This is a genomic window from Mycobacterium sp. (assembly GCF_032159765.1).
Lineage (GTDB): Bacteria > Actinomycetota > Actinomycetes > Mycobacteriales > Mycobacteriaceae > Mycobacterium.
Genome location: NZ_JAVHWM010000043.1, coordinates 1 through 11,504, shown reverse-complemented (window position 1 = coordinate 11,504; position 11,504 = coordinate 1). Strand labels below are relative to the sequence as shown.

Sequence of the window (11,504 nt, the reverse complement as noted above, 5' to 3'; positions counted from 1 at the left end):
AAAGAGCGGTGATCAGCTTCGGCGCCCGGCTGGACGACGCGACGCGGCGGCGCGGGCCGCTGTGCCTGGGCATCGATGCCCACCCCGAGCTGCTGCGGTCGTGGGACCTGCCGGAAGACGCGTACGGACTCGCCCGGTTCAGCGACGCCTGCGTCGAGGCGTTCGCGGGCTTCGCTGTGGTCAAGCCGCAGGTGGCGTTCTTCGAGGCGTACGGGTCTGCTGGCTTCGCGGTCCTCGAGCGCACCATCGCCGGGCTGCGCGAGGCCGGCGTCCTGGTGCTCGCCGACGCGAAGCGCGGGGACATCGGGTCGACGATGTCGGCCTACGCCGCCGCATGGGTTGCGGACTCACCGCTGGCCGCGGACGCCGTGACCGTCTCGCCATACCTGGGGTTCGGCTCGCTGGGCCCACTGCTGGAGGTTGCGGCAGCGAACGGGCGGGGGGCGTTCGTGCTGGCCGCGACGTCGAACCCGGAGGGTGCCGACGTTCAGCGGGCCGACGCTGGTGGGCGGACAGTGGCGCAATCGATCGTCGACGCGGCGGCCGTCGTCAACCGCGACGCCCTGCCGGAGCCCGGGTCCGTCGGCGTCGTCGTCGGCGCCACGCTGCGCGACGTCCCGGAATTGGGCGGTCTCAACGGGCCCGTCCTGGTCCCGGGGATCGGCGCCCAGGGTGGACGGCCGGACGCGCTCGCCGGCCTGGGCGGCGCCAAGCCCGGCCAGCTGCTGCCGTCGGTGTCGCGGGAGGTGTTGCGTGCCGGACCACACGTCGCGAAGCTGCGCGCGGCGGCAGAGCAGATGCGCGACGCCGTCGCTTACTTGGGGCAATCGTGAACGCGTACGACGTCGCCGCCTGGTCCGATTTCGCCCAGACAGTCGGCGGCGGCGCCGCGGCGCTGGCCGGCCTGCTGTTTGTGGGGCTGTCAATGAACCTCACTGAAGTGCTCACGTACCCCGCGCTGCCGGCACGCGCTGCCGCGACACTCGCTCTGCTCATCGCAATCGTGCTCGTCACCCTCTTCTTGGCGACCCCAGGACAAACTGCCCAGGCTGTCGGCCTGGAAATCGGTGCCGTCGGCGTGCTCATGACCGCCGGTGCCGTAGTGGCCGCATTGCGCCAGCGGGGCGGACGTGGTTCCTCGAAAACGCTCTATTCGCTTGCGCTTCTGGGCATTCCGACGGCGTTGCTGATCGTCGGCGGCATCTCGTTGTGGTTCGAGCGCGGCGGCGGTCTGTACTGGATAACCGCGTCCGCGGCAACGAGCCTCGTGGCGTCGACCGCGAACGCCTGGGTGCTGCTGGTCGAAATCAAGCGCTGACGCAGTCGGTGCTTGCCGAAAGTGAACCCAGGGTCGTGCAACGCGCGGCGGATCACAGCCCAGATTTCACGCTCGGCGAAATCGCGACGGCCTGGGCTGCCACCCGCCTCCCCACCAGCACCATGAGCACCGGAAGCACCAGCTCGAGCCCGAGCATCGCGACGAAGAACGGGTGCGGCGGCCCCGACGACGACCAGCGAGATGAGCCGGCCGATCCCACCGACGAGGAATGCGCCGGCCAGCGCGTTGACGTACGCCTGTTTGCGCTCCACGTCGCGAGCACACCAGAGCAGGGCCGCACCAAATGCGGCGAAAATCCCTGCGTAGAACCTGTCCTCGCCGTCAGACGTCGCATTCGCCGGGCTGCCGCCGATGATCGCCTCGGGGCCCACAGCCAGGTGCACCAGCGCAATTCCGATCGAAATCACGCCGAACGCGACGAGGAAGCCCTGAAACGCCCGCCGAAGGCCCATGAACACAGTCTACTACGCGTTGTAGTTGATCGGAAGATCGCTTCCGACACGCCCAACATGCCGAAACTGCCAATTTCCTGGGGTTTTTCTTATGTGAAACATCACCGGCTGCCCGACAGCGCCTGAGCACAGCTGCATGACTGCCGGCGTCGCCGGCGAAAGTGCTTCCTACGCTGCGCTTTTACGCCGGATGGCACGCCGCAGCGCGGCTGTCGAGCGCTCGGTTCAGGCTCCCGGTGCGGTCATGCGCGGAGGCGACACGCTGGCGTTTTGCGCCCAGAAGCAGGGGGTGGGGTTCGCAATCGTCGGGCAGCGTGGGTACGGTCGTCGTCGCTGGCCGGTTTACCCCTGGCTAGAGAAATATTCGATGGTGATGAGACGGAGGAATCGTGGCCCTTCCCCAGTTGACTGACGAGCAGCGCGCGGCGGCGTTGGAGAAGGCTGCTGCCGCTCGTCGGGCCCGGGCCGAACTCAAGGATCGGCTCAAGCGAGGCGGCACCAACCTCACGCAGGTGCTCAAGGACGCCGAGACCAACGAGGTCCTCGGCAAGATGAAGGTTTCCGCGCTGCTTGAGGCGCTGCCCAAGGTCGGCAAGGTCAAGGCGCAGGAAATCATGACCGAGCTGGAAATCGCTCCCACCCGCCGCCTGCGCGGCCTGGGCGATCGCCAGCGCAAGGCCCTGCTGGAAAAGTTCAGCTGACCCCTGGCGAGGGGCCGGGCGGGCGATGAGCCTCTCGGGCGAAGAGCAGAGCGCCCGCGTTGTCGTGCTGTCCGGTCCCTCAGCCGTCGGGAAGTCTTCAGTTGTCCGCTGCCTGCGTGATCGCGTCGCTGACCTGTACTTCAGCGTCTCCGCGACGACGCGGGCGCCGCGGCCGGGCGAGACGGATGGCGTCGACTACCACTTCGTCAGCCCCGACGAGTTTCAGCAGCTGATCGACGACGGCGCCCTGCTCGAGTGGGCCGAGATCCACAGCGGTCTGCACCGCTCGGGCACACCAGCGCGGCCCGTGCACGACGCGACCCGTGCTGGTCGTCCGGTCCTGATCGAAGTCGACCTGGCCGGCGCGCGGGCCATCAAACGGGCGATGCCCGAGGTGTTCACGGTGTTCCTGGCCCCGCCGAGCTGGCAGGCTCTAGAGACCCGCCTGGCGGGCCGTGGCACCGAGAGCGCCGAGGTGATGGCGCGCCGGCTGGCCACGGCTCGCGAGGAACTCGAAGCTCAGCACGACTTCGACGCGGTCGTCGTGAACGCCGAATTGGAATCGGCGTGCACTGAATTGGTAGCCTTACTGGGGACGACCGCATTTGGTGAGGCAGCGCCGGACCTGGCGTGATCAACCCGGATAACCCCGAACTCTTTTCTAGGAGACAGTCTTCGTGAGCACTTCCCACGACGCCGCGCTGGGCTCGACACTGGTCGGCGTGCCCGACGTGTCCCCCGAAGCCGGCGCGTACGACACCCCGCTCGGTATCACCAATCCGCCGATCGACGAGTTGCTGGAGCGGGTGTCGAGCAAGTATGCGCTGGTCATCTACGCGGCCAAGCGGGCGCGGCAGATCAACGATTACTACAACCAGCTCGGCGAAGGCATCCTCGAGTACGTCGGGCCGCTCGTCGAGCCGGGCCTGCAGGAAAAGCCGCTCTCGATCGCGCTGCGCGAGATCCACGGCGACCTGCTCGAGCACACCGAGGGCGAGTAATCTCGACCCGCCATGAGCGCCAAGCGGATCGTCGTCGGAGTCTCCGGCGGAATCGCGGCCTACAAGGCCTGCTCACTCGTCCGTCAGCTCGTCGAGGCCGGTCACTCCGTCCGCGTCATTCCGACTCAGTCCGCGCTGCAATTCGTCGGCGCCGCCACGTTTGAGGCGCTGTCCGGCCAGCCCGTGCACACCGGTGTGTTCGAGGACGTGCCCGAGGTGCCCCATGTGCAGATCGGCAAGCAGGCCGATCTCGTTGTGGTCGCGCCGGCGACCGCCGATGTGATCGCCCGGGCCGCTCACGGCCGCGCCGATGATCTGCTAACCGCCACGCTGCTGACCGCGCGCTGCCCGGTGCTGTTCGCCCCGGCGATGCACACCGAGATGTGGTTGCACCCCGCGACGGTCGACAATGTCGCCACCCTGCGCCGCCGCGGCGCCGCCGTCCTCGAACCGGCGTCAGGACGTCTCACAGGAGCTGATTCGGGCGCCGGACGGCTGCCCGAGCCCGAGGAGATCACCACGCTCGCAGAGCTTCTGCTGGACCGTGGCGACGCCCTGCCATACGACATGGCGGGATGCAAGATGCTGGTGACGGCCGGCGGCACCCGCGAGGCGATCGACCCGGTGCGCTTCATCGGCAACCGCAGTTCAGGCAAGCAGGGCTACGCGGTGGCGCGGGTCGCGGCCCAGCGCGGTGCCGACGTCACGCTGATCGCGGCCCACACCGCAGGGCTCGCCGATCCGGCCGGCGTGCACGTCGTCCACGCCAGTTCGGCGGAGCAGCTGGGTGACGCCGTGTCCAAGCACGCGCCCGACGCGCACGTGCTGGTGATGGCCGCGGCCGTCGCCGACTTCCGGCCCGCGCAGATGTTCGCGAGCAAGATCAAGAAAAGCCCCGACGCCAGCGTGGATGCGCCGACGATTGACCTGGTCCGCACCGATGACGTGCTGGCAGGTGCCGTGCGGGCGAGGGCGGACGGACTGCTGCCCAACATGCGCGCGATCGTCGGCTTCGCCGCCGAGACCGGCGACGCGAACGGCACCGTGCTCGACTACGCCCGCGCCAAGCTGGCCCGCAAGGGCTGCGATTTGCTCGTGGTGAACGCGGTCGGCGACGGTCGCGCGTTCGAGGTCGACAGCAACGACGGCTGGTTGCTGACCTCCGACGGCACGGAGTCCGCTCTGGAGCACGGCACGAAGACGATGATGGCCAGCCGTATCGTGGACGCGATCGCGACGTTCCTGCACGGACGGGCTGACGCCTAGGACGTGGCAGCCGGCGGGCGCTGAGGGGCGGCCAGACGTCGGCGATATGATTCGCCTATCTAAGTATCTAGCATCGAGAGGAAAAGACCGTGAGCCAATCAGGTCGGCTGTTCACCAGTGAGTCGGTGACCGAGGGGCATCCCGACAAGATCTGCGATGCGATCAGCGACTCGGTGCTCGACGCCCTGATTGCTGACGACCCCCGCTCCCGGGTGGCAGTCGAGACCCTGGTGACGACGGGCCAGGTGCATGTCGTCGGCGAGGTCACGACCACGGCCAAGGAGGCTTTCGCGGACATCACCAAGACCGTGCGCGACCGCATCCTCGAGATCGGCTACGACTCGTCAGACAAGGGCTTCGACGGCGCCTCCTGCGGCGTGAACATCGGCATCGGCGCTCAGTCGCCCGATATCGCGCAGGGCGTCGACACCGCCTATGAGACGCGTGTCGAGGGCGAACAGGACCCGCTGGACGCGCAGGGGGCCGGCGACCAGGGCTTGATGTTCGGCTACGCGATCAAGGACACCCCGGAGCTGATGCCGCTGCCGATCGCGCTGGCCCATCGGCTGTCGCGCCGGCTCACGGAGGTCCGCAAGAGCGGAGTGCTCGACTACCTGCGCCCCGACGGCAAGACGCAGGTCACGGTGCAATACGACGGCAACACGCCGATGAGGCTCGACACGGTCGTGCTGTCCACCCAGCACGCCGACGGCGTCGACCTGGAAGCCACCCTCGCGCCCGATATCCGCGAGAAGGTCGTCAACACCGTCCTCGACGACCTGGCGCACGATTCCATGGACACCTCCGACTACCGGTTGCTGGTCAATCCGACCGGCAAGTTCGTGCTGGGCGGCCCGATGGGCGACGCCGGCCTGACCGGCCGCAAGATCATCGTCGACACGTACGGCGGCTGGGCCCGCCACGGTGGCGGAGCGTTCTCCGGCAAGGATCCGTCCAAGGTCGACCGCTCAGCGGCGTACGCGATGCGCTGGGTGGCAAAGAACGTGGTCGCAGCGGGGCTGGCGGAGCGCGTCGAGGTCCAGGTCGCCTACGCAATCGGCAAGGCGGCCCCGGTGGGCCTGTTCGTCGAGACGTTCGGCACCGAGACCGTCGACCCCGCCCGCATCGAGAAAGCCATCACCTCGGTCTTCGACCTGCGGCCGGGTGCCATCATCCGAGACCTGGACCTTCTGCGACCGATCTACGCGCAGACCGCCGCCTACGGGCACTTCGGGCGCACCGACATCGACCTGCCGTGGGAGCGGCTCGACAAGGTCGACGACCTCAAAGCCTCGGTCTAGATTTCCGCGCGAACGTCGATTACCCGTCGATTTCTGCGCGAAATCTCGACGGGTAATCGACGTTCGGCGGCCATGCCTAGGCGCTGAACTCGTAGTCCTCCAACGGGAACCGTCGGCTGCGCCAGATCGTCTCCAGTGTCGTCGCGCGTCGCAACGGCACGTCGCCGTGCGAGTCGAAATAGTAGCTGTTCGCCAGGCTGCAGGTGTCCTGCCAGAAGATCTGCGTGTGCCGCTTGCGCATGCACTCCGCGAAGTAACGCGCGTTGGCCTCCTCGGAGACCTCGACGCGTCTCTTAGCTTGGTGCACAGTGTGTTTCAGACAACGGACGATGTGGTGGGTCTGCGTCTCGATGAACGCGAAGAAGGACGCCCCGTTGAATCCGTACGGCCCGGCGACGGTGAAGAAGTTGGGGAAGCCCGGCAGGCTTACGCCCTCGTACGCCTGTAGGCGATTTTCCCTCCAGAACCGGCTCATCGTCAGGCCGTCGCGGCCGGTGATCTCGTAGGTGAGGCTGTCGACATCCATCACCTTGAACCCCGTCGCGAGAATCAGTACGTCGACCTCGTGCATGTCGCCCTGGACGGTGGCCACCCCGGAGGGGGTGATCTTGTCGATCGGATCGGTGACGAGGTCGACGTTGTCGCGGTTGTACGTCGCGAGGTAGGTGTTGTGGAATCCAGGACGCTTGCACCCCACGGCGTAGCGCGGCGTGAGTTTGTCCCGCACCACAGGATCGTGAACCTGCTTGCGCAGGAACGCCCTTCCCATCGCTTCGCCGCGCTTCGCGAGCTTCAACCTGGTGTGATATTGCGCCGTCAACGGGAACGTCAGCTCCACATAGGCCTGGCTGAGCCACCGCTGCAGCGCCATGCCGCCAGGCACCCGCATCGCCAACCGCGCAATCCTCGGCAGCGCCACGTCCATCTTGGGCAGACACCAGATCGGCGTGCGCTGAAAGACGGTCAAATGCTCGACGATAGGCGCGATTTCGGGAATCACCTGCACTGCGGACGCGCCCGTTCCGATGATCGCGACCCGCTTACCGGTGAGGTCCTGGCTGTGGTCCCAGCGGGCCGTGTGAATCGTCACGCCGTCGAAGCCGTCGACCCCCGCAATGTCCGGCAGCTTCGGCGTCGTCAGCACGCCGCCGGCGTTGATGACGAAACGTGCGGTGACGTCGTCGCCGGAATCCAGTCTCAGCCGCCACCAATCGTTTTCCTCGTCGAACGTGGCGTCGAGCACCTTCGTATTGAACCTGATCTTCGGGCGAACGCCGTACTTGTCAGCGAGCAATTCGGCGTATGCCCGCAGTTCGTTCCCATGGGCGTACGTCCGTGACCAGTCCGGCCGCTGTTCGAACGAGAACTGGTAAGAGAACGACGGGATATCAACGGCAACACCGGGATAGCGATTCCAGTGCCATGTGCCGCCGGGCCCGTCGCCGGCCTCGATGACGACGTACGAGTGCAAACCGGCCTCGTCGAGTTTGATCGCGGCCCCGATCCCGGAGAACCCGGCGCCGACGATCGCTGTCTGATAGTCCGGTGCGGTTGCGGTGCCCATGCCTCACTGTAAACAGCGCCCGGCGGTCGCCGAGTAGCTTCTTCAGGATGGCGGCCAACGGGGCGGGATCGGCGGAGGTCAAACCAGACGCGAGCACGACCAACACCCCGCGGTTAATGGCCGGGGTGTGGGTCGCGGCGGGCTGGGTCGGTATCGCCTACGGGGTGTTCTTGACGGTCGTGGCACTGCAATCCGCGCCCGGCGAGCCGCTGACGGGCATCTGGGTCGGGCAGCCAGTGACCAAGGCGCTGATGGCGGCTCTGTTGGCGTTCGCCGCGGCGGTGCACCCGATCGTGCGGGAGCGACGGTGGCTGATGCCCGCGCTGGCGTTCTCCGCCATCGGCGATTTCCTGCTTGCGATTCCATGGTGGGAGCCGTCGTTCGTCGGGGGCCTCGGCGCGTTTCTGATCGCCCATCTGTGCTACCTCGGCGCACTGGCGCCACTGGCAGCCCGATCCCGGTGGCGACTCGTCGCCGTCGCCGTAGTGTGCGCATTCTGCGTCGCGCTGCTCGTCTGGTTCTGGCCACACCTCCCGGCCCACCTGAAGGTGCCCGTCACGGTGTACATCGGCGTGCTGTGCGCGATGGTGTGCGCGGCCTTGCTGGCCCGGTTGCCCACGGTGTGGACCGCGGCGGGAGCGGTGTGTTTCGCCGTGTCCGACGCGATGATCGGCATCGATCAGTTCATCTTGGGATCCGACGCGCTCGCGGTGCCGATCTGGTGGGCTTACGCGATGTCTCAGCTGCTCATCACCGCAGGTTTTTATTTCGGGCGGTCTGTCGTCGCGCCCGGTTACCGTGGTGACACAGCCACCGATGAGGCATCAGAGCCGGCATCGGAGCGCCCAGGCCCCAAAGACGGGGACCTCAAGGAGGAGGACCAATGACCAATCCCGACCTGACACTCATCGCCGCGCTGCTCGACCGTTCCGGATCGATGCAGGTGATCGCGGACGACACCCGCGGTGGATTCGACGCGTTCATCGCCAAGCAACGCGGCGAGAGCGGTTCCACCGTGGTCACGCTGGCACAGTTCGATGACGAGTACGAGATGGTGTACCAGAACCAGGCCATCGCCGACGTGCCACCGCTCGCGCTTGACCCGCGGGGCAGCACCGCCCTGCTGGACGCGATCGGCCGGTTCATCTCCGACGTCGGAAGCGGCCTCGCCGCAGTGCCCGAAGACCAGCGGCCAGGCTCGGTGACGGTCGTGGTTCTCACCGACGGTCACGAGAATGCCAGCCACGAGTGGACCAAAGAGTCTGTCCAGCAGCTGATCTCGCAACAGGAAGAGAAGTACAGCTGGGATTTCGTGTTCCTGGGCGCCAACATGGACGCGGTGGATGTCGGCCGGCAGATGGGCTTCTCGGCCGACAGGTCGATGACGTACGCGGCGTCGTCCGCTGGCGTGTCAGGGTCGTGGGGTTCGATGTCGGATTGGATGAACAGGAAGCGCTCCAGCCCGAAGGGATCCAAGGTCAGCTTCACCGACTCTGAGCGGAAACGCTCAAGCGGCAACTGATAGCCATCCCGACCCGTCAGCCCGCCGAGCTGGAGCCCATCGCTCGGGTGCTGCCCATGCTGTCGGTGCCGCATCTCGACCGGGAGTTCGACTATCTCGTCACCGCCGAGCAATCCGACGACGCGCAGCCGGGAGTCCGGGCCCGGGTGCGCTTCCACGGCCGTTTGGTCGACGGGTTCGTGCTCGAACGACGGTCGGACACCGACCATGTCGGCGAGCTGGGCTGGATCGACAAGGTGGTGTCGCCGGAACCCGTGCTGACGCGCGACGTGTGGCGGCTGGCCGAAGCGGTCGCTTCCCGCTACGCGGGCACGCGCGCGGACGTGTTGCGGCTTGCGGTGCCGCCTCGGCACGCACGCGTGGAACGTGAAGTCCGGCAACCTCACCTGGCCACGGCCGCGGCCGCGGTCGACCGAGGGGGCTGGAACGAATACCAGCGCGGCGAGCCCTTCCTGAGCGCGGTAGCCGAATCCCGCGCTGCCCGCGCGGTGTGGCAGGCGCTGCCCGGCGAGCAGTGGCCGGCCCGGCTTGTCGAGGCAGCGGCTGTGGGCGTCGGAGCCGGGCGCGGGGTGTTGATGGTCGTGCCCGATCAAAGCGACGTCGACCGGCTGCTGGCGCAGAGTGTGCAGCTGGTCGATCCGCGTTCGGTGGTCGCGCTGTCCGCCGGCCTCGGGCCGGCTGAACGGTACCGGCGCTGGCTCGCTGTGCTGCGTGGCGATGCCCGTGTCGTCATCGGAACCCGCAGCGCAGTGTTCGCCCCTGTCGCCGACCTCGGGCTGGTGGTGGTCTGGGACGACGGTGACGACACGCTCGCCGAACCGCGCACGCCCTACCCGCACGCCCGCGAGGTCGCGATGCTGCGGGCTCATCAGCTTCGGTGCGCCGCGCTGATCGGTGGCTACGCCAGGACCGCGGAAGCACAGGCACTGGTGCGTAGCGGCTGGGCGCACGATCTGGTCGCACCCCGGCGAGTGATGCGCGCACGTGCGCCGCGCGTCGTCGCGCTCGACGACAGTGGCTACGCCGAGGCGCGCGATCCCGCCGCCCACACTGCGCGGTTGCCGTCTGTCGCTCTCGGAGCGGCGCGGACAGCGCTCGACGCGGGCTGCCCGGTGTTGGTCCAGGTTCCGCGCCGCGGATATGTGCCTGCGCTGGCGTGTTCGCGATGCCGCGCGATCGCGCGCTGCCGGCACTGCACCGGCCCGCTGTCGCTGCCCGACGCGAAATCCGCAGGGGCGGAGTGCCGGTGGTGCGGCCGCGGCGACGCCGCGCTGAAATGCGCCCGGTGCGGCGCGGAGTCGGTGCGCGCCGTCGTCGTCGGGGCCCGGCGCACCGCCGAGGAGCTGGGTCGCGCGTTTCCCGGCGCGTTGGTCATCACGTCGGGCGGCGACGACATCGTTCGCGAGGTCGACGGCGCGCCGGCGGTCGTCGTTGCGACTCCGGGCGCCGAGCCGTGCGCCCCACGCGGGTACGGCGCCGCGCTTCTCCTGGACAGCTGGGCGCTGCTCGGCCGTCAGGACCTGCGCGCGACCGAAGACACGCTGCGCCGGTGGATGGCCGCGTCGGCACTGGTCAAGAGTCGCAGCGACGGCGGGGTGGTCGTGGTCGTCGCCGATTCGGCGATCCCGACCGTGCAGGCGTTGATCCGCTGGGACCCGGTCGGCCACGCCGAAGCCGAGTTCGACGCACGCGCGGAGGTCGGGCTACCGCCGGCGGTGCACATCGCCGCCCTGGACGGACCGTCGCCTTCGGTGGCTGCGCTCCTTGACCAAGTCGCCCTGCCCGACGGCGCGGAGCTGCTCGGACCTGTCGACCTGCCAGCGGGCGCGCGGCGGCCCGCGGGCGCCAAGGACGGCGAGCGCGTGGCGAGAATGCTTGTGCGCGTTCGTCGCGACCAGGGCTTGGCGCTTGCAGCGGTCCTGCGCCGGGCCGTCGGCGTGATGTCCGCCCGGCATGATCCTGAGGCGGTTCGCATCCAGATCGACCCGTTGCACATCGGTTAGGCACGTAGGCGCGATCCGCGGTGGGCGCGCCAGCGCCGCCTTCCTAGACTGCTGCGGTGCGCATCGTCTTCGCCGGAACGCCGGAACCCGCGCTTCCGGCGCTTCGCCGGCTGATCGCGTCGCCGCGTCACGACGTGGTCGCGGTGGTGACCCGACCCGACGCTCCCTCGGGGCGGGGCGCGAAGCAAACATCGTCACCCGTCGCGCGGCTCGCGCGTGACGAGGGCATTCCGGTGCTCATGCCGCAGCGGCCGAATTCGGAGGAATTCGTCGCCGAGCTTGCCGCACTGTCGCCGGACTGCTGCCCGGTGGTTGCCTATGGCGCACTGCTGAAGGATGGCCTGATCGCCGTCCC

The 11,504-nt window shown here is 68.2% G+C and carries 12 protein-coding genes and 1 pseudogene; 11 read left to right on the top strand and 2 right to left on the bottom strand.

The window, feature by feature from the left end; translation table 11 throughout:
* Positions 1-8 precede the first annotated feature (8 nt).
* Together pyrF and QOH60_RS04855 are read left to right on the top strand one after the other, a co-directional pair.
* On the top strand, positions 9-833 hold the full coding sequence (gene pyrF, locus QOH60_RS04860) for an orotidine-5'-phosphate decarboxylase (RefSeq protein ID WP_526417670.1): 825 nt from the start codon (positions 9-11) through the stop codon (positions 831-833).
* Positions 830-1,318 (top strand): hypothetical protein, encoded by a 489-nt coding sequence (locus tag QOH60_RS04855; RefSeq protein ID WP_526417702.1) that lies wholly within the window; start codon positions 830-832, stop codon positions 1,316-1,318. The genes pyrF and QOH60_RS04855 overlap by 4 nt, the downstream gene beginning before the upstream one ends.
* A 224-nt stretch (positions 1,319-1,542) precedes the next feature.
* Here QOH60_RS04855 and QOH60_RS04850 read toward each other — a convergent pair.
* Positions 1,543-1,791, bottom strand: a pseudogene (locus QOH60_RS04850) (DUF4345 family protein); the annotation flags it as partial.
* A 389-nt stretch (positions 1,792-2,180) separates the two neighbouring features.
* On the opposite strand from QOH60_RS04850, the gene mihF reads away from it, so the two are divergent.
* The 5 genes from mihF to metK all read left to right on the top strand — a co-directional run bounded on the left by mihF (position 2,181) and on the right by metK (position 6,060).
* Positions 2,181-2,492, top strand: a complete 312-nt coding sequence (gene mihF, locus QOH60_RS04845; RefSeq protein WP_526417669.1) for an integration host factor, actinobacterial type — start codon at positions 2,181-2,183, stop codon at positions 2,490-2,492.
* 25 nt (positions 2,493-2,517) lie between these two features.
* The gene (gene gmk, locus QOH60_RS04840) at positions 2,518-3,126 is read left to right on the top strand and encodes a guanylate kinase (RefSeq protein WP_526417667.1); all 609 of its coding nucleotides are present in this window, start codon (positions 2,518-2,520) and stop codon (positions 3,124-3,126) included.
* A 67-nt stretch (positions 3,127-3,193) separates the two neighbouring features.
* Positions 3,194-3,493, top strand: a complete 300-nt coding sequence (gene rpoZ, locus QOH60_RS04835; protein WP_526417698.1) for a DNA-directed RNA polymerase subunit omega — start codon at positions 3,194-3,196, stop codon at positions 3,491-3,493.
* Between the two features lie 12 nt (positions 3,494-3,505).
* Positions 3,506-4,759: a bifunctional phosphopantothenoylcysteine decarboxylase/phosphopantothenate--cysteine ligase CoaBC gene (gene coaBC / locus QOH60_RS04830; protein WP_526417665.1), complete on the top strand. Its 1,254-nt coding sequence runs from the start codon at positions 3,506-3,508 to the stop codon at positions 4,757-4,759.
* Between the two features lie 89 nt (positions 4,760-4,848).
* A complete protein-coding gene (gene metK / locus QOH60_RS04825) occupies positions 4,849-6,060 on the top strand; it encodes a methionine adenosyltransferase (RefSeq protein ID WP_526417663.1) in 1,212 nt (403 codons plus the stop codon).
* A 76-nt stretch (positions 6,061-6,136) separates the two neighbouring features.
* Here the strand turns inward: metK and QOH60_RS04820 are convergent, their stop codons facing one another.
* The gene (locus tag QOH60_RS04820; protein ID WP_526417661.1) at positions 6,137-7,624 is read right to left on the bottom strand and encodes a flavin-containing monooxygenase; all 1,488 of its coding nucleotides are present in this window, start codon (positions 7,622-7,624) and stop codon (positions 6,137-6,139) included.
* Between the two features lie 116 nt (positions 7,625-7,740).
* On the opposite strand from QOH60_RS04820, the gene QOH60_RS04815 reads away from it, so the two are divergent.
* The 4 genes from QOH60_RS04815 to QOH60_RS04800 all read left to right on the top strand — a co-directional run.
* Complete coding sequence (locus QOH60_RS04815; RefSeq protein ID WP_526417696.1) at positions 7,741-8,511, top strand: lysoplasmalogenase family protein; 771 nt, start codon at positions 7,741-7,743, stop codon at positions 8,509-8,511.
* The gene (locus QOH60_RS04810; RefSeq protein WP_526417659.1) at positions 8,508-9,146 is read left to right on the top strand and encodes a VWA domain-containing protein; all 639 of its coding nucleotides are present in this window, start codon (positions 8,508-8,510) and stop codon (positions 9,144-9,146) included. Before QOH60_RS04815 ends, QOH60_RS04810 begins: the two co-directional genes overlap by 4 nt.
* Before the next feature lie 56 nt (positions 9,147-9,202).
* Positions 9,203-11,149 (top strand): primosomal protein N', encoded by a 1,947-nt coding sequence (locus QOH60_RS04805; protein ID WP_526417657.1) that lies wholly within the window; start codon positions 9,203-9,205, stop codon positions 11,147-11,149.
* Between the two features lie 56 nt (positions 11,150-11,205).
* A partial coding sequence (locus QOH60_RS04800) for a methionyl-tRNA formyltransferase (protein ID WP_526417655.1) occupies positions 11,206-11,504 on the top strand: 299 nt, incomplete at its 3' end.